We start from the raw sequence: 24,972 nt of genomic DNA, 5'->3' as shown, positions 1-24,972 counted from the left end.
TATACCATAACACCATAAAATCAGCCATTTAGCAAATAAATAGACACCTGGCAGGTGCCTATTTACACAACGTATTTATTCTAAAAGAAAAGCGAAGCATTTTCCATAGTGCAAATGAAGGAGCTGACAACACTCTAAGCTGGAGACTCTCCGTCTCCTTCATTTAATACCGGAGGAGTAACAGTGGTTTCTTTTTTGTGCAGAGGCTGTGAGATATGTCTTACACAAAAATAAATGATCGTATGCCCTGCTCCAACAATAGCTAATAAAATGGGAATACTTTTTGCTTCATCAAAAAACAGTACAGCTATTAAAAATAAAGATATGGAAACGACGCGCCCGATATTCAGAAATACTTCTCTGACAACAATGTATTCAATTCTTTTTGAAACAACGTCTTTTGCTCGTCCAATCACATCGTACGTTAGAGAAATGAATGGAACCAATAAAATAGGATAGGCAACGGCAATACAAACAGCATATATAATTAACTTTGGATACGATAAGTTAAAGATAAGCAAAAAGACCGCTCCATAGAGAAGGAGGCCCCCTGTGAAGATAAACCGAAGGCGATTTTTTTGCTTAATAAACCTTGAGGCAACATAGTATCCTACAAATGCAACCGCTGAATTCACCAGTCCATATGTTCCTAAAGCTAATTCACTTCCCGTCGTAATAAATACCATGACGGATACAACAAAAATGAACGTACCTTCACGCAACCCTTGAAAGAAATGAGCCTGCAATATTCGATTCCAGTCTTTATTGACTTTTCGTTCAGCCCATACTTCTTTAAATTTGTATACTCCTTCCGCTGCGCGTCTTGTAATAAAAAAACTAAGTACAACGGCACCGATAAACAATAGCAGCGATACACCAAACACAATTTTATACCCAAGTGATTCATACAAAGCGGAAATAACAAAGCCCGCTCCTAAAGGACCAATCATCCCTGCAAAAGAGTTTAAGATCCCTAAAAATCCGTTAAAAAAGTCTCTTGTATCAGGTTCTGTAATTTCAAAAGTTAGCACATTAAAAGCTAGCCAATAAAAGCCGTATCCTATACCCAGCAGTCCACCAAGCAATACTAAATACTGGGCTGCGTTAGCTCCACTGACTAATACAGCGATATAAAAAACAGCTAAAAAAGATACACCTAACCTTAAAACCACAACCCGGTCAATTCGTTTGGCCCATTTACCTGCTAAAATAAACGTAAGCGGCTGAAGCACCACTACCGCTAAATTATAAATAGCAAGATCCGAAAATTCGCCTGATTGTTTCCACAGATAAATGTTAACAAACGAATTGGAAATTGAAATAGCCAAGGCATAAAGACCGCCTATAATTAAAAGCAAAAGTAAATCTTTACTAACTTCTACATCTCCAACTACTTTTTTTAATAAAGGCATATCAAAAAACTCCTTTTCTCTTCTACACCTAGTGTGTGAAAAAGAAAAGGAGATATGTAAAAGAATTGGAAAACAAAAAAGCCAGTAAAGGTAATAATTACTTTACTGGCTCTTAAATACGTCTTTAGCTTATTTTGCAGCGTCGTAACGCTTAGCAACTTCGTCCCATTTTACAACATTAAAGAATGCTGAAATGTAATCTGGACGGCGGTTTTGGTAATTTAAGTAGTAAGCGTGCTCCCAAACGTCTAGACCAAGAATTGGCGTTTTGCCTTCCATTAATGGGCTATCTTGGTTTGGTGTGCTTGTTACTTCTAATTCGCCGTTGTTTACAACTAACCAAGCCCAGCCAGAACCGAAGCGAGTTTTAGCTGCATTTGCAAATTCTTCTTTGAATTGATCAAAGCTGCCGAATTTGCTAGCGATAGCGTCTGCTAATTCACCAGTTGGAGCACCGCCGCCGTTAGGGCAAAGGATTGTCCAAAATAATGAGTGGTTCGCATGACCGCCACCGTTATTGCGTACTGCTGTACGGATATCTTCAGGAACAGCATCTAAGTTTGAAATTAACTCTTCAATACTTTTGCTTTCTAAATCCGCTTTGCCTTCAACAGCAGCGTTTAGATTTGTAACATATGTGTTGTGATGTTTTGTGTGGTGAATATTCATTGTTTCTTTGTCGATATGTGGTTCCAGTGCATCGTATGCATAAGGTAGTTCTGGTAATTTGTAAGCCATGAATAATTCCTCCTTCAAAATATGTAAGCATTTTGGCGCAAAAGCACCATATACGTTTAGATTAGCAAATTTACCCTACTGTTTCAAATAAAAAGTTCCTAATCCATGATTTATATTTACCTAATTCCCATTCGCTATTCTTTTAAACATAAAAAAAGCTTCTTTTTCTCAAAAGAAGCTTTGAATAGACAATAGTATGGCGGAGGAAGAGGGATTCGAACCCCCGCGGGCTTTAACACCCCTGTCGGTTTTCAAGACCGATCCCTTCAGCCGGACTTGGGTATTCCTCCAACCCTATAAATGGTGGACCCTGCAGGACTCGAACCTGCGACCGGACGGTTATGAGCCGTCTGCTCTAACCAGCTGAGCTAAGGGTCCACATGGCTCCACAGGTAGGACTCGAACCTACGACCGATCGGTTAACAGCCGATAGCTCTACCACTGAGCTACTGTGGAACAATATGAATTATGTATGCCACAAACGTAAATTGGAAAATAGCGGCGGAGGGGATCGAACCCCCGACCTCACGGGTATGAACCGTACGCTCTAGCCAGCTGAGCTACACCGCCATGGCTCCACAGGTAGGACTCGAACCTACGACCGATCGGTTAACAGCCGATAGCTCTACCACTGAGCTACTGTGGAACAATATAACATTTACTAGCGACATTAAAAATTTAACATGTTTCTAGCCTAAAGTCAATATATTATTTTAAAACAGCGTATAAAAAATAGGCAATCATCAGCAGTTGAATAAATCCTTTTGAAATAGCGCCACTAAAAAAGCCAATAACCGAACCTACTCCAATTTTTACTGCGTTGCTAATTGTGGTCCGATGAACAATCAGTTCTCCTACAATCGCTCCGATAAACGGCCCTAAAATAATTCCAAATCCCGGAATGACAAACGGACCTACAAGCAGCCCAACTGTACTTCCCCAAACACCTGCTCTAGTGCCTCCGAATTTTTTCACACCAATAATATTAGCTATATAGTCTGCTAAAAAAAGTGCGACAACTAACAATCCTTGTATCACCCAAAATAACCAGCTATAGGAGCTGAAATCATAAAATAAACCGTATATAACAAATCCTAGAGCTACAAATAGCACGCTTGGGATGATGGGATAAACCAACCCAACAAACGATACAACAAAGCTAACGATAATTAATGCCCAACATAAAATAGCCACGTTCGCACCTATCCTTTTTAGTATTACTATTTATCATACAATAACTACACCTATAAAGAAAGACCTTGCTTAAGCAAGGTCTTTCTTTATGTTACCTGTGAATAGGTCTTTGCATAACGATCGCCCAGTACCGCTTCCGCAATATTAACCGCATGATCCCCGACCCGTTCTAAGTTGCTAATAATATCGACAAAAACAATAGCAGCAGATCCTGTACAAATGTTTTCATTCAGACGTAAAATGTGCTTCTTACGAAGTAGACGCTCCATCGCATCAATCTGTTCTTCTTTTTGAATGACTTGTACTGCTTTTTCTCTATCCACTTTTTCTAAAGAAGAGACAGCTTCTTTAACTGTTAGAATAGTCAATTCGAACATATCAGCTAAATCGTTATTAGCTTCTTTGGTCATCTTTACTTTGTTCGTAATTTGATAATCAACAAGCTCAATAATGTTCTCAAAATGATCGCCAATACGCTCAATATCTCGTGCTGTATCTAGAAGAACCGAATGTTCCTCACTTTCTGCTTCTGACATTGAAGAGCGGGATAACAGCACTAAATAATCAGTAATTTTTTTATCCAGATTATTAATCGCATTTTCAATTTGCATAGTAGCATCAGCATGTTGAGGCTGACGTGTTTTTAAATAGCCGTTTGCCTCTTCCAACCCAAGCGTCGCAAACTCTCCCATACGAATCAGCTCTGCCTTTGCCTGACCAAGAGCAATTGAAGAGGACTGCTCAATAAAAATCGGATCAAGATGCTTAGGCTTAAAGTCTATAACAGCATCTTCTCCAGGAATTAGTTTTGTCACAATTAAAGCAAGCAGACCGATCAACGGGAACTGGATAATTGTATTGGTTGTGTTAAAAATACCATGAGCAAACGCAATCGTCATTTCAGGATTCAAATCCATTGCTACTTTCAAATATTCCACAAAACGAGTAAATAGAGGCAAGATAATCAAAAAGATTGTTGTACCAATTAAGTTAAACATGACATGCGTTAAAGCAGCCCTTCTTGCAGCTACACTTGCCCCGATTGAAGCTAAAATGGCAGTAATAGTTGTGCCAATATTATCTCCAAACAGTACAGGCAGCGCTGCCTGTATATCAATAGCGCCCTGTCCAAAAAGTTCTTGTAGAATGCCAATAGTAGCGCTAGAACTTTGAACAATTACCGTAAATAAAGTGCCAATTACGACTCCTAAAATAGGATTATCGCTCATGCTTACAGTTAAATCTTGAAATTGTTGAAGGGACCTAAGCGGCTTCATTCCACTTCCCATAAGCTCTAAACCAAAGAAGAGCATGCCAAAACCAAAAGCGATCTGGCCAAAGTTTTGAACTGCCTTACTTTTAAAGAAAAAGAGTAAAATAGCTCCCACTGCGAGAATAGGAAGAGCGTAGCTCGAAATGTCAATTCCGATTATAAAAGCTGTAACTGTCGTACCGATATTTGCTCCCATAATAACGCCTATAGCTTGGCGCAAAGTCATAAAACCAGCACTTACTAAGCCTACCGTAATAACAGTAGTTCCTGAGCTGCTCTGAATAAGAACAGTAACTAGGATACCTGCTAGAACTCCCATAAACGGATTAGTAGTAAATCTGTCTAAAATATCACGTAATTTATCTCCTGCTGACTTTTGCAATCCATCTCCCATGAACTTAATTCCAAATAAAAAGATTCCCAGTCCGCCGATAAACTCAAAAATCATTTTTTGAACATCTAGTTCCAAATATCTCAGCTCCTTGATTTTTTTCTAACGACATAAATAAGTCCCTACCATTATTAATGAAGTTTGAAAGTACTGTAAACGGCTTTCCCTTAATGTTTACAATAACTTAACAGTATATTTACATTGTAATTGGAAACGATTTCTAGAACCTATTGTAAACCTTGAATTCTCGCTATAAAATAAGAGATAGTTAGAATTTTTAATATAAGGAGGCTTTACAATGAGCATGCTGAAAAAGATGGCATGGAGTTTTACTTCCTTCAAAAAAATAAGGTCGCTTCGCTTTGAGCATACGAATAAAACAATTGGCTTTGTGCTGTTTTTAACATTTATTTCTTTGCTGCCTACATTTTTCTTTATGACTTTGACGATTGTAAACGGCTATCATATTGCTACTACAGATCTTCCGAAATCTGTTTCTTCTTTTTCTATTTCAAACTCACAGCTTACGTCAAATCAACCTTTCACAAAAAAAGTAAACGGTACCGCTTTTATCTTAAACCCCTCACAGTCTATTGAACGATTTCATTCCCCTGCTCATGCCATTGGTTTTTTAAAGGATGGAATTTACATCACGACTAATTCACAAACACAAACGTATTCATATGAGTTGCTAAACTGGCACCATAAAGATAAAAATGAACTGTTAAACTTGCTGCACGAACAAAAATTTTCTTTATACATACTTGTCCCTATCGCTATGCTTTTACTGTACGTATTAACATCTGGACTAAACTTCCTTTCTATTACCTGCCTTGCTTATCTTGGAAAGCTGATTGGACTCATTGCTAAAAAGCAGCTTCCTTTCAAGCAGCTATGGGCACTGAGCGCTTATAGTACGGTAGCCTTCACGCTGCTTTATACGCTTTTTGAAGCTTTTTCTTTGTCTCTAGCACTACATAGCTCTCTTTACTGGATAGGAACATTCTTCATTTACTTGTTGCTCGTCACAAGGGTTCCTATAAGAAAAAAGGTAAAACCTAATAAAGGTGCTGGGACAAACGTATTTTAGTTGAAGGAGAATCCAAACGAGGAATCTAGATTCTTGATAGAGAATCCACCTCTTTTGGATTTTTTTATTGATATGGTGAACGCAGGTTTCATGTATGCGGCTGCTTCTAGCTGGTGATTGGAGTGATTTAGTTAAGTCTCAGCCTCTTTATTTCGGTACAACTTTTCTTCTTCCCATTGCAGAAGAAAGAATTTTCAACTGATACAAAACCCACAAACCTCCTGCTGTGAGCAGAATAAAGCTGTAAACAAACATCAGCCTTTCAGTATGCATCCACACTTCAAAAACAACAGGTCCCAACGCTACTCCTAAAAATCTCACCGTTCCATAAATGGATACAATAAACCCTCTTTCTTCGTCTGAAGCCGCTGAAGTAATCATCATATTAATACACGGAAGAACAAATCCTAAGCCGCCAAAGGCGACTGTCAAACAAAACATCAGCACAGGAAGCTTATAAATAATCGTTAATACTCCAAACATCAGGAATAAAAAAATTATCCCTACTATCATTAATTTTTTCATGAGCTCTACATCTGTTTTGATGCGTTGACCGGTCCAATAAGAAACGAGCGTCATCGCACCAAGAGGAAATAAAAAAGCGGTTCCTTTAAAAAAACCGTCTATATGATACGTTTCCTCTATTAGAAAAGATAAATAATATAAAATGCCAAATAATAAAAACAACCCCAATCCCCCGACAAAGAATAAAGGAAAAAGCGATTTTCTTTTATCATAGACAATTCCAATGGCTCTCTTTAAATATTCTTGAACAGATACTGAATCCGAACCTGTTTTCCCTTCTCTCACATACATCACTATACCTACTAAAGCAGCACCTGCAGCTAAAGGATAGACAAAAAACGCGGCATACCATACGACGAGTGCTGCCGATGCTCCAATTATCGGTGCAACCACTTTTCCAACTCCGTTATACACTTCTAAAATCCCGAGGACTTTTGCTCTTTTTTCCCCTGCAAATACATCTCCAGTTAATGCCATTGCCAACGTTGTAGTACCTGCAGCTCCAATCCCTTGAATGACTCTGCCTGCTATCAACACAGCAAAGCTTCCAGAAGAGAATGAAGCACTACTAGCAGCGATGACACTACCTATTATCATCATGATGAGTGAATATATGATTAACTTTTTACGCCCATACCGGTCTGATAAAATCCCTACAGCAGGAATACACAATGCGGCTGGAATTGAAAATGCACTCAGTATCAAACTGGTTTGAACTCCGCTTAAGTGAAGTGACTTTTGAATGCTTGGCAGCAGAGGAATGAGCATGGAATTTCCCAGCACCATGATTAAAGGCAATAAGCCTAATGAAACAATCATTAATTTTTCTTTCAATTTTCGTTCTCCAATCATATTTAAGTAAGACAAGCATAGGCTTTACACATAAGCAAAAGAATGAAGGAGGAGCATAATGAAAAAGCTATGTGCATTAGCCGCTTTCGCTTTTATCGGATATATTTGTCACTACGACATTAAATACGGGACCATTCCCACTGCTACTGAAGCAGTTCAAGTCAGCAAAGCGCAGCCTGCAGAAACAAAAGCCGCCAGCTCTTCTTCCACCTATACAAAAATAAAAATTAAGCCAGGCGATACAGTTTTGTCCGTCATTGAGGAGCTTACAAAAAAATCGATACCGGTTTCTATGAACCAAATGATTACAGACTTCAAAAAGTTAAATAACGGTACAGCGCCTGAGGATATTCAAATTGGAAAAACGTATAAGTTCCCTATTTACAAGTAATGACAGCATTCTTCTTGTCAAGATGGGATAGTCATTGTTAAAATAGCTAAGGTAGTACTTTCTACTAGTTATTTTGTTCATAAAGAGTTATTCTATTAATGAATTCAAATTCTTGATTTCATCTTGAAGGAGAGATTATCACGTGAGTGAAATTATACATCGTACAAAAACACGCCCGGTTAAAGTTGGAGATTTAACAATCGGAGGCAGCAACGAGTTAGTTATTCAAAGTATGACAACCACTAAGACACATGATGTTGAAGCAACGGTTGCAGAAATTAAACGTTTAGAAGAAGCAGGATGCCAAGTTGTTCGTGTTGCTTGTCCAGACGAGCGCGCAGCAGATGCAATCCCTGAAATTAAAAAACGCATTAACATTCCATTAGTTGTGGATATTCATTTTGACTACCGCTTAGCATTAAAAGCAATTGAAGGTGGAGCGGATAAAATCCGTATCAACCCTGGTAATATCGGTCGCCGTGAAAAAGTGGAAGCTGTTGTAAATGCTGCAAAAGCTAAAAATATTCCAATTCGTATTGGAGTTAACGCTGGTTCACTTGAAAAACGTATTTTAGACAAATACGGCTATCCGACAGCAGATGGCATGGTAGAAAGTGCACTTCATCACATTAAAATTTTAGAAGACCTTGATTTCCATGACATCATCGTTTCAATGAAAGCATCGGATGTTAACTTGGCAATTGAAGCTTATGAAAAAGCTGCTCAAGCATTTGACTACCCTCTTCACTTAGGAATTACAGAATCGGGTACATTATTTGCAGGAACTGTAAAAAGTGCAGCAGGTCTTGGCGCTATTTTATCTAAAGGAATCGGAAATACATTACGTATTTCTTTAAGTGCGGATCCTGTAGAAGAAGTAAAAGTTGCGCGCGAATTGCTAAAATCATTCGGTTTAGCTTCCAATGCCGCAACGCTTATTTCTTGCCCAACTTGTGGACGTATTGAAATTGATTTAATTAGCATTGCTAATGAAGTTGAAGAGTATATTTCAACTGTAAAAGCACCGATTAAAGTAGCGGTACTTGGCTGCGCTGTAAACGGTCCTGGTGAAGCTCGTGAAGCTGATATCGGGATTGCGGGAGCACGCGGTGAAGGTCTACTATTCCGCAAAGGCGAAATCGTACGCAAAGTTCCTGAAGAAACAATGGTTGAGGAACTAAAAAAAGAAATTGATAAAATTGCTGCTGAATATCACGCAAAGCAAGAAGCTGAAAAAGCTGCAGCTAAATCATAACTAAAAAAAGCGAGGCGCATATGCGCCTCGCTTTTTTTTATGAAAAGAACGGTAATATAAACGTACCGACAATAATCGATACAACTCCGATCCCTATTGCCCATGCTCCTAGCGTAAGTGCTCCTTTTCTGCGTGCGATAAACCCTAGAATAATCCCAGCGGCACCAAGAATAATTGGTAAAAAGAATAGTGAAAGAATCGAAAGCACGAGTGCGAAACGACCGTATCCCGTTCCTTCTCCTCGTCCAGCGACTTCATGATTGCGATTGCGATCAATATCTATAACTTCACGCTCTGCATGAGGCTCTCCTACTCGGTAAGGAACGCCCACTTCAGCTGCAGTTTCTTCCATGAAATCAGCTTCATATACATCTTTTCTACGCCTTTGTTCTTCATTCTCCATGCTTAATCCCTCGCTTTCGTAAATAAGGAGCATTTATAGTATCTGAATGCGAGGAAAAATTATAAGTGTTAATCTTATACAGCCGCTCACTCTCTTACAAGAAATAGGTACAGACGCAATCACCAGGCCGTGCAGTGATCATTACGTTTTGCCAAAGGCGTATAAAAAGTATTACTGTTTCTCTTTGGGCTTTATGTTACACTAGACAAGAATAATCAAGCACCTAAGTAGAATAAACGTATTAAAGGAGTGCACGTAGTTGACGAAAAAGTTTGGAATTGACATTGATGGAACTGTTACTTCTCCTGAAACTTTTGTTCCTCATTTAAATAAAGCCTTTAACTTAAATTTAACACTTGAAGACATTACAGAATATGATTTCAGCCCTTTTGTAAATGTATCACCTGCTGAACTCGGGAAATGGTTTAAAGCAAATGAACGCTCTATTTACGAAACCTCTCCACTTGCAGACGATGCAAAAGCTGTTTTGCAAAAATGGCATCAAAAGCACGAATTATTCTTTATCAGTGCAAGGCACGATAAGCTATTGGACGTCACGGAAGAATGGTTTCAAAAAAATGAACTATCGTTTCATCACATTGAGTTAGTCGGTTCTCATTTTAAAGTTGAGACAGCAAAACGATATGATGTTGATATCTTTTTTGAAGACAAACATGATAATGCTTGTGAAATCAGTGAAGAATGCAATATCCCCGTTATCTTATTTGATACTCCTTATAATCGCTTACCTGTTCCAAAAGGAGTGGTTCGCGTATACAATTGGCTAGAAGCAGATCAGTGGGTAGCCAGCTGGTTAAAAGAACAGCAAAAATAAAAAAGAGAGGTGCATAACGCCCTCTCTTTTTTATTGATTACATTCTATACATTGACCGTAAATTTCAAATTTATGGCCTGTAATATTGTACCCTCGCAAATCCTCGTCTACATACTCCATCGGACAAGCTTCAATTTCTTTTGTTTTTCCACAATCTAAACAAATGAAGTGGTGATGATGATGGGCGGTCGCACATTTAAATCGAAAGTGCTTTTCGCTCGAAAGCTCCGTCATTTCAAGTACACCTAACTCCACAAACAATGATAAATTACGGTAAATTGTATCAAAACTCAGGCCAGGATAATCGGGCTTCATGTACTCTAATACATCTTTTGCCGTTAAGTACTTATTTGATTTTGAAAACAAGGCAAGCATTTCTTCACGCTTTCCTGTATGTTTATATCCTTGATCTTTTAATAAATGAATGGCTTCAGTTAAATTCATTTTTGTTTCCCCTTCCGTCCTTTATTAATCATAATAGATATGATTAAAATAACAACAGCAATGACAACAATTGTACCGCCTGGTGCTAAATCCAAGTAGTACGCTGAAAATAATCCGCCTAAAACAGATATTTCACCAAAAATCACCGAAAGCAGAATCGTTTGTTTAAAGCCTCTAGCTAAGCGAATGCTTGCTGCTACAGGAAGAGTCATAAGAGATGAAACTAATAAGATACCGACGATACGCATTGATACAGCAATGACAAGAGCAACCATCACAATAAATAAAAAGTGCATCCACTTTGATTTAATCCCAGAAGCAGAAGCGTGCTCCTCGTCAAAAGATAAAATAAACAATTCTTTATATAAGAAAAAGACAATAGCTATAACAAATACGGCTATGACAACAACTGTCCAAAGATCCGAACGACTCACCGCACTTACGCTTCCAAACAAATAATTCATTAAATCATTATTAAAACCGTCCGCTAGCGAGATACAAATTGCACTAATACCAATTCCGCCCGATAAAATAATCGGAATGGCCAGCTCTTGGTAATGCTTGTAGACGCTTCGAAGTTTTTCAATAAAAAGAGCGCCTGTAACGGAAGATACCATCCCTAAATAGACGGGGTTCACTCCTTGCATAAACCCTATTTTCTGACTAAGAAGCAAGCTCGCAGAAATCCCCGCTAGCGTCACGTGACTTAACGCGTCTGCAATTAAAGAAAGACGTCTTACTACGATGAACGTGCCCAATAAAGGAGCTAAGACGCCAATAATCATACCGGTTAAAAATGCATTTCGTAAAAACTCAAATTGAAATAAACTGCTTATCATACGTGCTGCCCTCCATGATGATGATCATGGGTTAACACATGAACATTATGACCATAAAACATAGATACATCATGTTCACAAAGCTGTTCGAATTCTTTGGCATTCCCATGAAAGTGTAGAAATTTATTTAAACAAGCAACGTGGGTTACTTTTTCTGAGACAGTGCCAATATCGTGAGTAACAAGCACAAGCGTAATGCCTTTTTCTTTATTTAACTTTTCAAGAAGCTCATAAAAAGTGTACACATTTTGTGCATCCACTCCGACTGTTGGCTCATCTAAAATTAACAGCTCGGGTTCGCTTACAAGCGCGCGCGCAATAAAAATTCGCTGCTGCTGGCCACCGGATAGTTCTCCTATGTTTCGATTTAAAAATTCGCTCATCCCCACTGCTTCTACCGCTTCTTTCACTTTTTGTTTATGAGAAGCATTCATAAAGCGAAACAAACCTAATTTTGAAGTAAGACCCGTGGAAACCACTTCAAAAACGGTAGCAGGAAAGCCGCTGTTGAAACTATTCGCTTTTTGCGATACATATCCAATTTTACTTCGTTCTTTAAACCTTCTCTGATCTTTTCCAAATAAACGAATTGCACCTTGAGATGGTTTTTGCAAACCAAGCAAACATTTGATTAGCGTTGATTTCCCAGAGCCATTTGGACCAACGAGACCCAAAAAAGCTCCTTTTGGAATTGAAAAACTTATATCTTCTAATACATTCACTCCATCATATTGAAATGATAAATGATCAATTTCAATGATATCAGGTGTATTCATATGCGCCTCACCATTCTTTTTTTATATTTCTCCATACAAAAGAGGGCACGGTTTCTATCGTATACTCCGTTACCCATTTACTTTCTCAGAATCATTACGATTTAGTCATTAATGTAGTATACAGGATTGTCTTTTATTTGTAAACTAAGCCGTTTCACTCCTTCGCTTTCTTGCCTCCGTAAGTTCATCCGGCTCGAAATGTTGTTTTATTACACAATATAGTCACATCTTTCTTTTTTATTCATAAACTGTATATGACGAGGAGGTAATCATATGAAAATTGTACAGCAGATTGTCAATAAGAAAGTAAACAACATTACCCCGAAAGAGCTTTTAAAGTATAGCAAACAATACAACATCCCCATTACAGATCAGCAGGCACACACACTTGTATCCGTCATTAGACAGCAGCCCGTAAATATTTATAACCTTGAAGAGCGCCGAAATTTAATCAAACAAATTGCTCAAGTTACAGATCGTGAAACTGCCAGACGAGTGAACGAATTATTTCAGCAGTTGATGTAAAAGAAGAGGTCATGTCTATAGACATGACCTCTTTCAATCACATATGAAATTACATAAGCTTTTGTTTTAGCTCTGAATCAAAGCTTTGTGCACGAATCATATCAATTTCCAACTGATATGGTGCTTTTTTATTCTTCTTATCTTCTCCTACATAAGGAGTTTCTAGAATTTTAGGAACTTCTTTAAACGCTGGGTGATGAACAATATAATTCAGTGCACCAAATCCAATTTCACCAAACCCAATGTTTTCATGGCGGTCTTTTCGAGCACCGCGTACATTTTTACTATCATTGATGTGAAGCACTTTAATTCGCTGTATTCCTACGGTTTTGTCAAATTCATTTAATACACCGTCAAAGTCTTGAACGATATCATAACCAGCGTCATGAACGTGACATGTGTCAAAACAAACAGAGAGCTTTTCATTGTGCGTCACGCCATCAATAATTTGGGCAATTTCTTCAAAGCTTCTTCCACACTCTGTTCCTTTTCCAGCCATTGTCTCAAGCGCAATTTGAACTTCTTGATCAGCTGTCAACACTTCGTTTAGACCTTTGATAATTTGCTGAATACCGGCATCTGCTCCAGCGCCCACGTGAGCTCCTGGGTGAAGAACAATTTGCTTTGCGCCAAGAGCATGGGTGCGCTGAATTTCAGACGTTAAGAAATCTACTCCAAGCTCAAATGTTTCGGGCTTTGTTGTATTTCCTAGATTAATGATATAGGGAGCATGTACAACAATATCTGTCATTCCATGCTCTTTCATATGCAAAAGACCAGCTTCAATATTAAGCTCTTCAATCTTTTTGCGACGAGTATTTTGTGGAGCGCCTGTATAGATCATAAACGTATTTGCTCCGTAAGAAGCTGCCTCTTCACTTGCTCCTAAAAGCATCTTTTTGCCGCTCATTGATACGTGAGAACCAATTTTCAACATTACTTTTTACACCTCTAACCTATTGCGATTAACGATTGTTGCGTCTTTCACTACGCTTTTTCTTTTGCACATACTTTGTAATTTCACGAGCACGTTTTTTCTTGTAGCCAGGCTTTACTTTCTTCGGCTTTTGAATAAAGCGATGTGCCTCTTCTCCCACTTCATCCGCTTTCTTCACACGCTTTTTACGGCGGTTACGGTCATCGATGGAAACCCATTCTTGCTTTTGAAGATCTTTGTTTACAAACTCGATTCCCATTTTCTCTAGCTTATTTACTGCATCTTCATCTTCCACATCGAAGATTGTAGCAGCAATTCCAGAATGACCGGCACGAGCTGTACGTCCTACGCGGTGAATGTAGAAATCTAGGTCTGAAGGAAGCTCAAAGTTAATGACGTGTGAAATTCCTTCAATATCAATACCGCGAGCTGCTAAATCTGTCGCTACTACGTATTGAAATTCTAAATTATTAATTTGCTTCATCATTTTCTTACGGTCACGAGGAGATAAGTCTCCGTGAATTCTTCCTACTTTTAATCCTTTAGACAGTAGGTCATCTGCTACTTCGTCCGCCATTTTCTTTGTATTTGTAAAGACGATAGCTAAATAAGGATTATACGAAATAAGCATATCATGCAGCAGCTTAAACTTGTTACGATGACGCAGTGGAACTAATACATGCTCTAATTTAGCTGCTGCTGCTTGCTTCGGCGAAACATGCGTAAATTTTGGATTTTCCATGTATTTTTTTAAGAATGGCTTTAATTTTTCAGGAATAGTTGCTGAAAAAACAAGCATCTGTAATTTTTCAGGCATATTGCTTGCTAAACGGTCCACATCTTCTAAAAATCCCATATCAAGCATTAAATCAGCTTCGTCTACTACTAACGCCTTTGTTGTATACACAACTAACGCTTTTTCATTTACTAAATCAAACAAACGAGCCGGTGTTCCTACAACAACTTGAGGCTGCTTCTTTAATTTGTCGATTGTACGCTGCTTATCTGTACCGCCGATAAAACATTTTGCTGAAATTTCTTCTCCTTCAGCACTGTGTTTTGTTAGCTTTAATACTTCTTGATAAATTTGAGAAGCAAGCTCACGAGTTGGAGCGGTGATTACAACTTGTACTTCTTCTTTTTTAGGGTCTACCTTTTCAAGTAAAGGCAATAAATAAGCGTGTGTTTTGCCGGTCCCTGTTTGCGACTGACCAATTACGCTTTCCCCTTTTAAAACAGAAGGAATTAAGCGCTCCTGAATCTCTGTAGGCTGATAAAAACCTAATTGTTTAATTGCTTCTATTAAAAATGGTTGAAACTCAAAACGTTCAAAGTTTGTTTTTTCCATAATAGTCTCCTTTTTTACATTCACGTTCATCTTTTAAGGCACAATATATGATTATAATCGATTTTTCCTTCTGTGACTACTTCTCATTCATATTACTAAAACTTATTACCTGTTTCAAAAACATTTTATCGCGAGTTGCATACGATAGTAAAAGAAAATCTACTTTACTAAAGGAGGTGCGTCCTTTGCTACAGCGAAGACCACCATTTCCACCCGGTATGCAAAGAAGAATGATGCCAGGAATGCCACCACAAAACGGCTTTGGGCAACAACCTGGTAACTTTGGCCAATTTAATCCATTACAGCAGTTTCGTAACTTTGCCCAGCAAACAAATGCTCAACAATCATTTTACCCGAATCAGCAAGGCCTGAACCGTGGAGGAGGTAACTTCTTAACTCGCCTATTCCGAAGAGGCGGAAATAGAAACATACCATTTCAACAAGCGGCTGCAGCTGCTCCTCGAGGTTCTTTGTTTTCTGGCCTTTCAGGAGCCCAAGGTGCTGCAGGAGCGACTAACTCTTCTTCCCTGCTTGGAGGTTTGCAAGGATTAACGAACCCTGCTAACTTGAGCTCCATGATGGGGAATGTTCAGCGAGTACTAAAAGCAGCGGAAACGATGGGACCTATGATTCAACAATACGGACCTCTTGTCAAAAATGCTCCTTCTCTGTGGAAAATCTATCAGGCCTTGCGCTCAAGTGATGACACAGATGAAGTACTCGAAGCAGAAGGAACAGAGGTTTCTGAAACTGATGAAAGCAAAGACAGTAAAGTTTTATCAGCAGGCGCAGAAAGCACGGATTCATCCGATGATGAGCTGGATTTCTTTGAAGAAGAAATTGAACATTCATCCAGAGATCGGGTGTCTAAACCAAAACTTTATATTTGATAAATCTGCTGATTCCTTAAGGAAATACCGTGAGCAAAAAAAGAATATCTTTGTATTCTTCCTTCCTCTTTTATATAATAGAAGCGAGTTGAATTGCTCGTCAGGATTATGATGAGGAGGAAATTGAAATGAAAGTTATTAAAATTGCACCGCGCGGCTATTGTTATGGTGTAGTAGACGCAATGGTCATTGCACGAAACGCCGCTTTAGATAAATCATTGCCTCGACCAATCTATATCTTAGGAATGATTGTTCATAATAAACACGTTACAGATGCGTTTGAAGAGGACGGCATTATCACACTGGACGGTGCTAATCGCCTAGAAATCTTAGACCAAATAAATGAAGGAACCGTTATTTTTACTGCGCACGGAGTATCTCCAGAAGTAAAAGAACGAGCAAAAGAAAAAGGCTTAACAACAATCGATGCTACATGTCCGGATGTTACAAAAACCCATGACCTTATTCGCCAAAAAGAAAAAGAAGGTTATGACGTTATTTATATCGGAAAACGAAATCATCCTGAGCCAGAAGGTGCACTTGGTATCGCGCCAGATATCGTTCATTTAATTGAAAAAGCAGAAGACGTAGCCCATTTAAATATTCAACGTGAGAAAATCATTGTAACAAATCAAACAACAATGAGTCAGTGGGACGTTGCAGAAGTAATGGAAAAGGTAAAAGAAAAATATCCGCACGCTGAAGTTCACAAAGAAATTTGTTTAGCTACACAAGTTCGCCAAGAAGCTGTAGCCGAGCAAGCAGGTGAAGCAGATGTTACAATTGTTGTAGGAGATCCTAAAAGTAACAATTCAAACCGTTTAGCTCAAGTATCAATGGAGATTGCCGGCACTGAGGCATATCGTATCGGTGACATCTCAGAGCTGCAGATTGAATGGTTGATGAATGCGAAAACCGTAGCTGTTACGGCAGGCGCATCTACCCCTACTCCAATCACAAAAGAGGTCATCAATTTTCTAGATCAGTTCGATCCAGAAGATGAAACAACGTGGACACGTGAAAAAAGCGTGCCTCTTTCAAAGATTTTACCAAAAGTTCGAACAAAAAAATCGTCTTAATAGACACAAAAGAAGGTGTTGACATTTTTCAACACCTTCTTTCTTTGTTACATAAACGTAAATGGGTTTGTGTCTACTTTTGAATCAAATACTTCACACTCAAAGTTTTTTGCATCAAAAAGACTGTTTAATACACGCGTTACACCTTGTCTCATGACTTTTTCAACATGATGACCAGGATCTACAACGTTTAATCCCATTGCCATTGCATCATGCGCCACGTGGAAATACAAGTCCCCTGTTACATAGGCATCTGCTCCGCTAAATTTTGCGTTTGTAATATATTTGTTTCCATCTCCGCCAAGAACAGCTACTTTTTTCACCGTGGCATCCATAGACCCTACTACTCTAACACCATCCACATCCAATGCTTGTTTAACATGAGCGGCAAACTGTTTTAACGTCATCTCTTCTTTTAACTTACCAATTCGTCCAAGTCCAAGCGTCTCGCCCGTTTGTTCCACTGGATAAATGTCATAGGCCACTTCTTCGTAAGGATGAGCACTGAGCATGGCGCGAATAATTTTATTTTGCTGAACCGCTTCAAAAATAGTTTCAACTTTTGTTTCATTGACACATTCTAACTCTTCTTTTGAGCCAATGTATGGATTGGCTTCTGAAGAAGGTTTAAATGTGCCTTCCCCTTCAGTTGAAAACGTACAGTCGCTGTAAAGACCCACATGTCCAGCTCCCGCATCACAAATAGCTGTGCGCACTGCTTCAGCATGATTTGAAGGAACAAATACAGCAAGCTTTTTCAGCTGAATAGACGTTGTTGGAACCAGCACTTTTGTCTCTTGTAGCCCCAATGCTTCGGCCAACAAGTCATTTACTCCGCCTTTAGCTATATCTAAGTTTGTATGAGCAGCATATACAGCAATATCATGTTTGATGCATTTCTCTAAAATACGCCCTTCAGGACGATCTGTAACCACTTGTTTTAGAGGTCTAAAAATAGGAGGATGATGAGCAATAATCAAATCCACTTGTTTTTCAATCGCTTCGTCTACGACCGTTTCAAGAACATCTAACGTTACCATTACTTTTTTTACAGGCTTGTTTAACGTTCCAATCTGTAAACCAATTTTATCTCCTTCAACCGCTAAATGCTTGGGAGAAAATGATTCAAATGCTTCAATTACTTGAAATCCGTTAGGGATTTTACTCATTTTAACGCCTCCTCAATTAATGAGATGTCTTGGGTAAGCTTTTGAAGTTTTGCTTTGCTTTCCTCGGACTGAGCCTGCTCCATTTGGCTGACAATTTGTTTAAGATGATTTAGTTCATGCGTCCACTTTGTTATAAAAGCAGAAGAGCACTTTTCTTTTAAAATAGGGCCCATTAACACACCGGCTTCCACTTCACCGTTATAAGGAGCTAAGGCGTTTCCAGGTTCAGCGACGATGACTTCATACATACGACCGTCTTCTTCGATGATTTTTTCATCAATGATTTCCCAGTTGTGTTCAATCAGCCAGCTGCGAATATGATGTGAACCAATATTCGGCTGAAGTACAAGCCTTTTTACTCCTTCTAACTTTGCTTTTCCTTCTTCTAAAATCATCGTAATAAGCGTTCCGCCCATTCCGCAGATTGTAATACAGTCTACTTCATTCGGTGATATTACTTCTAGGCCGTTTCCTTTTCGAACGTCAATAACGTCCGTTAAGCTTGTTTTTTTCACCTGCTGAATAGCAGATTGAAGAGGCCCTTCTGTAATTTCTCCTGCTACGGCACCGCTAATATATCCATTTAAATAAGCAAAACACGGCAAGTATGCATGATCTGAGCCAATGTCTGCTATCTTTGCTCCCAAAGGAATCGACTTTACTACTTCTTCAAGTCTTGTTGATAAGTTTAATTCATTCATTTTGTCACCTATTCTCTATGTGATTACTGTTCATTATTTTAACATAGATAGCTGCATGATTCCTATTTCTCTTCATGTTTTCCTTTTAGCTGAATGCTTATAAAAAATCACAAAAAAAAAGCCTGCTTTATAAATGAGCGGCTTTCCAGAAAATCATGTTTCTGAACTCTATTTAATTTCTGATACCCATTTAGCCATTTCCTTCGCTTTTTCCGGAGGAACCAGCCCAGGCGGCATGTTTCCTTTACCGTTTACAACAATATCTGCAATTTCGTCTTGAGAAACTTTTTTCCCAATTCCTTTTAACGAAGGACCTACTCCACCTTGATACTGATCACCGTGACAACCAATACAAGTTTTTTGATAAATTTCTTCTGGTTTAGCTGAAGCCTGCTGTTCCGCGCCACCGCCTTCTTTTTCAGCCGCGATTTCTTTTGCATTATTCAATCCGTTGAACGAAAGCGTTAACATTAAAGCAATCCCAATTACCGCAATTAATAAAAATGGTATTAGCGGATTTCGCTTCACTCACTATACCCCCTTTATGTATTCCCATCCCTAGAAATAACAAAATAGTATAAGCACTTTTATTTTACTTGAAAATGCTCATAAGTGAAAGGGTTTTATTTACATAATTAACTAATTTCTTATTGCGTATCTTAACAGCCAATTTGCCTTGCAATAACCGAGCGCTGAATTTCTGAAGTTCCTTCTCCAATTTCTAAAAGCTTGGCATCTCGTAAATACCGCTCCACGTGATACTCTTTCATGTAGCCATATCCTCCATGAATTTGAACAGCTTGACTGGCTACTTCCATACAAATTTCAGAAGCATACAGTTTACACATAGCAGCTTCTTTCGTAAATGGCTTTCCTTGGTCTTTTAACCACGCTGCTTTATACACCATATTTCTTGCTAACTCAATTTTCATCGCCATATCAGCTAATTTAAACTGAATCGCTTGAAACGATGAAATAGCTTTTCCAAATTGCTTTCTTTCCTGCGCATATGACAGTGCTTTTTCATAAGCCGCTTGAGCGATTCCAACGGCCATTGCGCCAATTCCAATTCTTCCCCCGTCAAGCGTCATTAGAAATTGTTTAAAGCCTTCTCCTCTTACACCGAGTAAATTCTCTTCAGGCACTTCAACATCCTCTAAAACGAGTTCAGTTGTATTTGAAGCATGTAGACCCATTTTCTCGTAATTGTCTATTACAGTAAAACCTCGAGCTTCTGTAGGCACGATAATAGCTGAAATTTCTTTTTTACCTTCTGTACGATTTGTAACAGCTGTTAAAGCTAAAAACTTTGCATAGCTGGCATTCGTAATATAGCATTTACTTCCATTAATCCTAAATGTTCCATCCTTCAACACTGCTTCTGTCTCTGTTCCCCCCGCGTCACTTCCTGCGTTCGGTTCGGTTAAACCAAACGCTCCAAAAGATTCCCCGGAGCATAAAGCAGGTAGGTACTGTTCTTTTTGCTCCTTTGTTCCGAATAAATAAATAGGTGCGCCCCCGAGCGAAACATGAGCTGAGTATGTAATTCCTGTAGAGCCACAAGCTTTACTTAATTCCTCTACGACGATAGCAAAACTAACCGTATCTGCTCCTCCGCCTCCATACTCTTCAGGAAAAGGAAGACCCATTATCCCAAGCTCACTTAACTTTTTAAAAACATCAAGCGGAAATTGCTTACTTCGATCGCGCTCTAATGCATTCGGTGCTACTTCCGCCTCTGAAAACTCTCTCAGCGTCCGTTGAATCATCTTTTGTTCATTGGTTAATTCAAAATTCATTTTTATTCCCCCTAAAAAAATGTATACGCTTACATTATTTAATTATAATTCATTTTTGTAAATTTTCTCAACTTTTAAAACGTTTTAATTTTTTCATGTTATAATAGAGAAGTACCAATCAAAGCAAGAATAAAATGATAGCGATTCCATTTTTCGGATGTTTAAAAGGAATTTGAACAGCTTATGCTCTGTAACAAAAGAATATAAAGGAGCATTTGCAAAACGAAGGACAATTCAGTAAAATATATAAAAGAAGAAAAGTTGGTAAAAAAATCAATATACTTCTTCAAAATGCGTTTTTATGAAATTTATTCCATAAAAAATAGATAGCCCCTTTCCTCTAGGAAAGAAGCTATCTCATAAGCGTTATTTACGCTTTTATCTATTCTAAGAAATCTTTTAAACGTTTGCTTCGGCTAGGGTGACGAAGCTTACGAAGCGCTTTAGCTTCAATTTGACGAATACGCTCACGCGTTACGCCAAATACTTTTCCTACTTCTTCAAGCGTACGCGTACGTCCATCGTCCAGACCAAAGCGGAGTCTAAGAACATTTTCTTCGCGATCTGTTAACGTATCAAGGACGTCTTCTAACTGCTCTTTTAATAATTCATATGCAGCATGTTCAGAAGGTGATGTTGCATCCTGGTCTTCAATAAAGTCACCTAAATGCGAATCATCTTCCTCACCAATTGGTGTTTCAAGGGAAACCGGTTCTTGAGCAATTTTTAAGATTTCACGAACTTTTTCTGGTGTTAAGTCCATATCTTCTGCAATTTCTTCAGGAGATGGTTCGCGACCTAAATCTTGTAAAAGCTGACGTTGAACACGAATTAGCTTGTTAATCGTTTCAACCATATGGACGGGAATACGAATCGTTCTTGCTTGGTCAGCAATTGCACGAGTAATAGCTTGACGAATCCACCATGTCGCATACGTACTGAATTTATAACCTTTGCGATAATCAAATTTTTCTACCGCTTTAATAAGACCCATGTTTCCTTCTTGAATTAAATCAAGAAACAGCATACCGCGCCCGACATAGCGTTTAGCGATACTTACAACAAGACGTAAGTTTGCTTCAGCAAGACGACGTTTCGCTTCTTCATCGCCTTCTTCAATACGTTTTGCTAAATTGATTTCTTCCTCTGCTGACAATAAGTCAACGCGTCCGATTTCTTTTAAGTACATACGAACTGGATCATTAATTTTTACACCAGGAGGTACACTTAAATCATTTAAATCAAACTCTTCTTCTTTTGACAGTTCTTGAATATCGGGATCGGCATCGTCATCATTTGCTTCAGATTCACTCATTACTTCAACACCTTGTTCTCCAAGGTATTCATAATATTCATCCATTTGATCGGATTCAATTTCGAAGTTTGCCATACGCTCTGCAATTTCTTCGTATGTGAGCACACCACGTTTTTTTCCGATTTCGGTCAATTGATCTTTTACTTGTTCAATTGTTAAATCTGAATCAAGTTGTTTTGATTGAGCTGATTTTTCAGCCATCAGATCCCCTCCTTCCAAAATTTTAAGGAAAACCTTCTAAAAGTGGGACTAATACGCAATATCGTTTATTTTAACGTTTTTTTCAACTGTAAAATTTCCATTGCTATTGTCGCAGCTTTTAAATAATCTTTTTGACGCTCTGCTTCTTGCTTTTCTGCTTCTTTTTTTTCTATCGCTAACCTTTGTGGGTAAATCAATATCGTTTGGACATAATCATTCAAAGCTTGCTCCGACAATTCATCATTGATTGACATCATCGCCAATTCTGAAGCTAGACTAGACAACGAAGACTCGGGCAACCGTTCGATAAATCCGCTCGGATTAGGCTCGTGTCCTTCCTCGTAATAAGCATACAAATATAGAACAAGCGCACGATGTTCCTCAACATTGAACTGACCTTGAAGTCGGTCTTGAATTCTAAATGCTACATCCTTATCTTTCAACATATGAGCGATCAAAAAACGTTCTGCATTTTGATAAGCCGGTAATAAGCTTCTCTTTACGACTGGTTGTCTATTTATATTATTTCGATTTGGAGAATCATTATCCTTTTTCTTTTTTTCAGTTCGATACACTTGATACTGCTGTTCTTTAAGCGCATCTAATGAAATGGAAAACTCTTGTGCCAATTGGCGTAAATAATGATCTCGCTCTACAGCTTTCGTAAGGAGGCTTATTTCTTTCAAAACGTCTTCAATGTATTGCATACGTTCAGATTCATTTTGTAGATTTCGTTTTCGGCGGAGATACCTCATTTGAAATGCCATAAAGGTCAAGCTGCTATTAATAACATCATTTTGAAACTTCTCTGCCCCGTATTCTTTAATATAATCATCCGGGTCATAACCATCCGGCATCACAGCAATCTTAACGGTACAACCTACATTTGTTAAGATAGCAGTTGCTTTGTGCGCTGCTTCAATTCCGGCAGAATCTGCATCATAGCAAATGATAACGGACTCTACATTTCGGCGAATAATCTTGGCTTGTTCTTCTGTTAAGGCAGTTCCCATTGTTGCGATTGCGTTCGGGCACCCCGCTTTAACAGCCGAAATAACATCTGCAAATCCTTCAAATAAAATAACCTGCTGATTTTTGCGTATATGTTTTTTAGCGCGGTGAAAGTTGTAGAGTGTGCGACTTTTGTTAAAAATAGAAGTTTCGGGACTATTTAAATATTTAGGCTGCCCTTTTATCTCTTTTAGCAGGCGCCCTGAAAATGCAATTGTTTTGCCTTGCAAGTCAGCAATAGGAAACATAATTCGATCACGAAAACGATCAAAGTACGTTTCATCTTGGTTGCGTTTAATGATTAAACCTGCATGTTCCATCTCTTGCGGATTAAACCCACGTTTTGTTAAGAACTTACTTACAAATTCCCACGAATCTAAAGCAAAACCTATCTCAAATTCATCGATAATTTCTCGTGAAAACCCTCGATTTATTAAATAATCATAAGCATCTTGGCCTTCTTTTGTATTTACCAATAAATGATGGTAAAATTTCTTTAAAAGCTCGTGTGCTTCAATCATTTTATTGCTAGGCTTTTGATTATCTTCTTCATGAGGATGTATCTCATGTTCGAAAGGAATATCTCCTTTTTCAGCAAGCTGCTGAGCTGCTTCCGTGAAGGACAGTCCTTCTAATTCCATTATGAATGAAAATGAATTCCCTCCTGCACCACATCCAAAGCAATGATAAATTTGTTTATCAGGCGATACTGAAAAAGACGGTGTGCTTTCCCCATGAAACGGACAGAGTCCAAAATAATTGCGCCCTTGTTTTTTTAGTTGTACATAATCGCTTATGACGTCGACAATATCTACTGAATGCCGAATACGGTCGATTACTTCATCAGGAATTCGATTTGCCATAGTAACAGCTCCGTATTTCATATAATATTCTTCACTAAGTGCTAAATTCCTGCAAGTTTCGACAACATTTTTTCAAAAGCTTGAATGAAATGCTGGCGATCTTCTTCACTAAATGCCTTTGGGCCTTTAGTATGACGGCCTGACCGTCGCTCTTTTGCAGAAACATAACGAAAGAAAAGCACCGTATTCATTTCGTCGTCATTATAGTACTTTCCACGAGGAGACAGTGCGTAAACCCCTCGACTTACTAACATGCTTGCTAAGCCAGTATCTTGAGTTACTACAATATCCTGCTTGACTGCGTGATTTAAAATATATAAATCTGCGGCTTCCTTTTCTGCATCCACATAGACCCATTTTCCTGGTGTAGGATTTGTTTGCATGTGAGCATAGGAAGCAACAAACACAAGATCGATGTCATATGTATGTGTAAGTTCAACGATTTCTGCTTTAACAGGGCATGCATCAGCATCGACAAAAACTTTACTTTTTCTTTTGCTATAACTCTGTATTCTACATCCCTCCAGAGATTCCTTCTAACAATTTGTTATTTCCTGTAGATGGCATTTGTCGAATACTTTTTTCGATTTTGACTTGACTTTTATATAAATAGTTTATTCGTTCTTAACAAAGTCTAAACCTAAAACTATTCTTTTTTATCACAATTTTTTATTATAATATAAACAACCTATATTTTCTATACCAAAGTCACTTGT

At 38.4% G+C, this 24,972-nt stretch carries 25 protein-coding genes and 5 tRNA genes; 7 read left to right on the top strand and 23 right to left on the bottom strand.

The features are described from left to right. Positions 1–134: 134 nt before the first annotated feature. The 9 genes from AC0KUU_RS01940 to AC0KUU_RS01900 form a co-directional block, all read right to left on the bottom strand. The gene (locus tag AC0KUU_RS01940; protein WP_043976213.1) at positions 135–1,412 is read right to left on the bottom strand and encodes an MFS transporter; all 1,278 of its coding nucleotides are present in this window, start codon (positions 1,410–1,412) and stop codon (positions 135–137) included. A 129-nt stretch (positions 1,413–1,541) separates the two neighbouring features. Further along, positions 1,542–2,150: a superoxide dismutase SodA gene (sodA, locus tag AC0KUU_RS01935; RefSeq protein WP_013059198.1), complete on the bottom strand. Its 609-nt coding sequence runs from the start codon at positions 2,148–2,150 to the stop codon at positions 1,542–1,544. A gap of 197 nt (positions 2,151–2,347) precedes the next feature. After that, positions 2,348–2,440 (bottom strand) — tRNA-Ser (locus AC0KUU_RS01930). Between the two features lie 11 nt (positions 2,441–2,451). Further along, positions 2,452–2,528 (bottom strand) — tRNA-Ile (locus AC0KUU_RS01925). A 3-nt stretch (positions 2,529–2,531) separates the two neighbouring features. Next, a tRNA-Asn gene (locus tag AC0KUU_RS01920) sits at positions 2,532–2,606 on the bottom strand. Between the two features lie 40 nt (positions 2,607–2,646). Then, positions 2,647–2,720, bottom strand: a tRNA-Met gene (locus tag AC0KUU_RS01915). A gap of 1 nt (position 2,721) precedes the next feature. Beyond that, positions 2,722–2,796: transfer RNA gene (locus AC0KUU_RS01910), tRNA-Asn, on the bottom strand. Positions 2,797–2,858: 62 nt separating this feature from the next. Next, positions 2,859–3,344, bottom strand: coding sequence for a DUF456 domain-containing protein (locus AC0KUU_RS01905; protein ID WP_043976211.1), 486 nt, complete (start codon positions 3,342–3,344; stop codon positions 2,859–2,861). 86 nt (positions 3,345–3,430) lie between these two features. Next, positions 3,431–5,086: a Na/Pi cotransporter family protein gene (locus tag AC0KUU_RS01900; RefSeq protein ID WP_080781555.1), complete on the bottom strand. Its 1,656-nt coding sequence runs from the start codon at positions 5,084–5,086 to the stop codon at positions 3,431–3,433. A 220-nt stretch (positions 5,087–5,306) separates the two neighbouring features. On the opposite strand from AC0KUU_RS01900, the gene AC0KUU_RS01895 reads away from it, so the two are divergent. Further along, positions 5,307–6,098: a DUF1189 family protein gene (locus AC0KUU_RS01895; protein WP_162214971.1), complete on the top strand. Its 792-nt coding sequence runs from the start codon at positions 5,307–5,309 to the stop codon at positions 6,096–6,098. A gap of 147 nt (positions 6,099–6,245) precedes the next feature. Here the strand turns inward: AC0KUU_RS01895 and AC0KUU_RS01890 are convergent, their stop codons facing one another. Further along, positions 6,246–7,457 (bottom strand): MFS transporter, encoded by a 1,212-nt coding sequence (locus AC0KUU_RS01890; protein ID WP_322552433.1) that lies wholly within the window; start codon positions 7,455–7,457, stop codon positions 6,246–6,248. Between the two features lie 76 nt (positions 7,458–7,533). Between AC0KUU_RS01890 and AC0KUU_RS01885 the strand changes: the two genes are divergently transcribed. Both AC0KUU_RS01885 and ispG read left to right on the top strand, forming a co-directional pair. Further along, positions 7,534–7,866 carry a hypothetical protein gene (locus tag AC0KUU_RS01885; protein ID WP_013059203.1) on the top strand — a complete coding sequence of 111 codons (333 nt, stop codon included), beginning with the start codon at positions 7,534–7,536 and terminating at the stop codon, positions 7,864–7,866. 151 nt (positions 7,867–8,017) lie between these two features. Then, positions 8,018–9,121, top strand: coding sequence for a flavodoxin-dependent (E)-4-hydroxy-3-methylbut-2-enyl-diphosphate synthase (ispG, locus tag AC0KUU_RS01880; protein WP_201763664.1), 1,104 nt, complete (start codon positions 8,018–8,020; stop codon positions 9,119–9,121). Between the two features lie 37 nt (positions 9,122–9,158). Here ispG and AC0KUU_RS01875 read toward each other — a convergent pair whose 3' ends face one another. Continuing rightward, the gene (locus AC0KUU_RS01875; protein WP_013059205.1) at positions 9,159–9,524 is read right to left on the bottom strand and encodes a G protein-coupled receptor family protein; all 366 of its coding nucleotides are present in this window, start codon (positions 9,522–9,524) and stop codon (positions 9,159–9,161) included. Between the two features lie 259 nt (positions 9,525–9,783). Between AC0KUU_RS01875 and AC0KUU_RS01870 the strand changes: the two genes are divergently transcribed. Next, a complete protein-coding gene (locus AC0KUU_RS01870) occupies positions 9,784–10,359 on the top strand; it encodes a 5' nucleotidase, NT5C type (protein WP_013085038.1) in 576 nt (191 codons plus the stop codon). A gap of 30 nt (positions 10,360–10,389) precedes the next feature. Here the strand turns inward: AC0KUU_RS01870 and AC0KUU_RS01865 are convergent, their stop codons facing one another. The 3 genes from AC0KUU_RS01865 to AC0KUU_RS01855 are packed head-to-tail and all read right to left on the bottom strand — an operon-like array spanning position 10,390 to position 12,418. Continuing rightward, positions 10,390–10,803 (bottom strand): Fur family transcriptional regulator, encoded by a 414-nt coding sequence (locus AC0KUU_RS01865; protein ID WP_013059207.1) that lies wholly within the window; start codon positions 10,801–10,803, stop codon positions 10,390–10,392. Next, positions 10,800–11,642, bottom strand: a complete 843-nt coding sequence (locus tag AC0KUU_RS01860) for a metal ABC transporter permease (RefSeq protein ID WP_013059208.1) — start codon at positions 11,640–11,642, stop codon at positions 10,800–10,802. The genes AC0KUU_RS01865 and AC0KUU_RS01860 overlap by 4 nt, the downstream gene beginning before the upstream one ends. Further along, entirely contained in the window at positions 11,639–12,418 is a 780-nt protein-coding gene (locus tag AC0KUU_RS01855) for a metal ABC transporter ATP-binding protein (RefSeq protein WP_013059209.1), read from the bottom strand. Before AC0KUU_RS01855 ends, AC0KUU_RS01860 begins: the two co-directional genes overlap by 4 nt. A 273-nt stretch (positions 12,419–12,691) precedes the next feature. On the opposite strand from AC0KUU_RS01855, the gene AC0KUU_RS01850 reads away from it, so the two are divergent. Beyond that, complete coding sequence (locus AC0KUU_RS01850) at positions 12,692–12,943, top strand: DUF2624 domain-containing protein (protein WP_013059210.1); 252 nt, start codon at positions 12,692–12,694, stop codon at positions 12,941–12,943. Between the two features lie 49 nt (positions 12,944–12,992). Here AC0KUU_RS01850 and AC0KUU_RS01845 read toward each other — a convergent pair whose 3' ends face one another. Continuing rightward, entirely contained in the window at positions 12,993–13,880 is an 888-nt protein-coding gene (locus AC0KUU_RS01845) for a deoxyribonuclease IV (RefSeq protein ID WP_016765580.1), read from the bottom strand. Between the two features lie 28 nt (positions 13,881–13,908). Continuing rightward, complete coding sequence (locus AC0KUU_RS01840) at positions 13,909–15,228, bottom strand: DEAD/DEAH box helicase (RefSeq protein WP_013059212.1); 1,320 nt, start codon at positions 15,226–15,228, stop codon at positions 13,909–13,911. A gap of 185 nt (positions 15,229–15,413) precedes the next feature. Here AC0KUU_RS01840 and AC0KUU_RS01835 point away from each other — a divergent pair, with 185 nt between their 5' ends. Beyond that, positions 15,414–16,118 (top strand): YqfQ family protein, encoded by a 705-nt coding sequence (locus AC0KUU_RS01835; protein ID WP_013059213.1) that lies wholly within the window; start codon positions 15,414–15,416, stop codon positions 16,116–16,118. 128 nt (positions 16,119–16,246) lie between these two features. After that, positions 16,247–17,197 (top strand): 4-hydroxy-3-methylbut-2-enyl diphosphate reductase, encoded by a 951-nt coding sequence (locus tag AC0KUU_RS01830; protein WP_013059214.1) that lies wholly within the window; start codon positions 16,247–16,249, stop codon positions 17,195–17,197. A 47-nt stretch (positions 17,198–17,244) separates the two neighbouring features. Here AC0KUU_RS01830 and AC0KUU_RS01825 read toward each other — a convergent pair whose 3' ends face one another. The 7 genes from AC0KUU_RS01825 to AC0KUU_RS01795 all read right to left on the bottom strand — a co-directional run bounded on the left by AC0KUU_RS01825 (position 17,245) and on the right by AC0KUU_RS01795 (position 24,768). Continuing rightward, positions 17,245–18,366, bottom strand: a complete 1,122-nt coding sequence (locus AC0KUU_RS01825) for a Nif3-like dinuclear metal center hexameric protein (RefSeq protein ID WP_237074126.1) — start codon at positions 18,364–18,366, stop codon at positions 17,245–17,247. Beyond that, the gene (locus AC0KUU_RS01820; RefSeq protein WP_237074125.1) at positions 18,363–19,067 is read right to left on the bottom strand and encodes a tRNA (adenine(22)-N(1))-methyltransferase; all 705 of its coding nucleotides are present in this window, start codon (positions 19,065–19,067) and stop codon (positions 18,363–18,365) included. The genes AC0KUU_RS01825 and AC0KUU_RS01820 overlap by 4 nt, the downstream gene beginning before the upstream one ends. A 168-nt stretch (positions 19,068–19,235) precedes the next feature. Next, on the bottom strand, positions 19,236–19,595 hold the full coding sequence (cccA, locus tag AC0KUU_RS01815) for a cytochrome c550 (protein WP_013059217.1): 360 nt from the start codon (positions 19,593–19,595) through the stop codon (positions 19,236–19,238). Positions 19,596–19,726: 131 nt separating this feature from the next. Next, the gene (locus AC0KUU_RS01810; protein WP_043976200.1) at positions 19,727–20,866 is read right to left on the bottom strand and encodes an acyl-CoA dehydrogenase family protein; all 1,140 of its coding nucleotides are present in this window, start codon (positions 20,864–20,866) and stop codon (positions 19,727–19,729) included. Positions 20,867–21,248: 382 nt separating this feature from the next. Continuing rightward, positions 21,249–22,382, bottom strand: a complete 1,134-nt coding sequence (rpoD, locus tag AC0KUU_RS01805; RefSeq protein ID WP_013059219.1) for an RNA polymerase sigma factor RpoD — start codon at positions 22,380–22,382, stop codon at positions 21,249–21,251. Between the two features lie 65 nt (positions 22,383–22,447). After that, a complete protein-coding gene (dnaG, locus tag AC0KUU_RS01800; protein ID WP_013085046.1) occupies positions 22,448–24,256 on the bottom strand; it encodes a DNA primase in 1,809 nt (602 codons plus the stop codon). 41 nt (positions 24,257–24,297) lie between these two features. After that, entirely contained in the window at positions 24,298–24,768 is a 471-nt protein-coding gene (locus AC0KUU_RS01795; protein ID WP_026106699.1) for a YaiI/YqxD family protein, read from the bottom strand. Between the last annotated feature and the right edge of the window lie 204 nt (positions 24,769–24,972).

The sequence above is a fragment of the Priestia sp. ST2 genome (assembly GCF_055810735.1).
Note: the sequence above shows the minus strand (reverse complement) of the source record. Positions and strands in the feature narration are given on the sequence as shown.

Bases quoted from the DNA above. Each gene is read 5' to 3' on its own strand.
- rpoD (WP_013059219.1), bottom strand. From the start codon at position 22,382: ATGGCTGAAAAATCAGCTCAATCAAAACAACTTGATTCAGATTTAACA.
- AC0KUU_RS01940 (WP_043976213.1), bottom strand. From the start codon at position 1,412: ATGCCTTTATTAAAAAAAGTAGTTGGAGATGTAGAAGTTAGTAAAGAT.
- AC0KUU_RS01810 (WP_043976200.1), bottom strand. From the start codon at position 20,866: ATGAATTTTGAATTAACCAATGAACAAAAGATGATTCAACGGACGCTG.
- AC0KUU_RS01830 (WP_013059214.1), top strand. From the start codon at position 16,247: ATGAAAGTTATTAAAATTGCACCGCGCGGCTATTGTTATGGTGTAGTA.
- AC0KUU_RS01895 (WP_162214971.1), top strand. From the start codon at position 5,307: ATGAGCATGCTGAAAAAGATGGCATGGAGTTTTACTTCCTTCAAAAAA.
- AC0KUU_RS01855 (WP_013059209.1), bottom strand. From the start codon at position 12,418: ATGAATACACCTGATATCATTGAAATTGATCATTTATCATTTCAATAT.
- AC0KUU_RS01875 (WP_013059205.1), bottom strand. From the start codon at position 9,524: ATGGAGAATGAAGAACAAAGGCGTAGAAAAGATGTATATGAAGCTGAT.
- AC0KUU_RS01845 (WP_016765580.1), bottom strand. From the start codon at position 13,880: ATGTTGAAAATTGGTTCTCACGTATCAATGAGCGGCAAAAAGATGCTT.
- AC0KUU_RS01850 (WP_013059210.1), top strand. From the start codon at position 12,692: ATGAAAATTGTACAGCAGATTGTCAATAAGAAAGTAAACAACATTACC.
- dnaG (WP_013085046.1), bottom strand. From the start codon at position 24,256: ATGGCAAATCGAATTCCTGATGAAGTAATCGACCGTATTCGGCATTCA.
- AC0KUU_RS01825 (WP_237074126.1), bottom strand. From the start codon at position 18,366: ATGAGTAAAATCCCTAACGGATTTCAAGTAATTGAAGCATTTGAATCA.
- AC0KUU_RS01865 (WP_013059207.1), bottom strand. From the start codon at position 10,803: ATGAATTTAACTGAAGCCATTCATTTATTAAAAGATCAAGGATATAAA.
- sodA (WP_013059198.1), bottom strand. From the start codon at position 2,150: ATGGCTTACAAATTACCAGAACTACCTTATGCATACGATGCACTGGAA.
- AC0KUU_RS01860 (WP_013059208.1), bottom strand. From the start codon at position 11,642: ATGATAAGCAGTTTATTTCAATTTGAGTTTTTACGAAATGCATTTTTA.
- AC0KUU_RS01820 (WP_237074125.1), bottom strand. From the start codon at position 19,067: ATGAATGAATTAAACTTATCAACAAGACTTGAAGAAGTAGTAAAGTCG.
- AC0KUU_RS01885 (WP_013059203.1), top strand. From the start codon at position 7,534: ATGAAAAAGCTATGTGCATTAGCCGCTTTCGCTTTTATCGGATATATT.
- AC0KUU_RS01840 (WP_013059212.1), bottom strand. From the start codon at position 15,228: ATGGAAAAAACAAACTTTGAACGTTTTGAGTTTCAACCATTTTTAATA.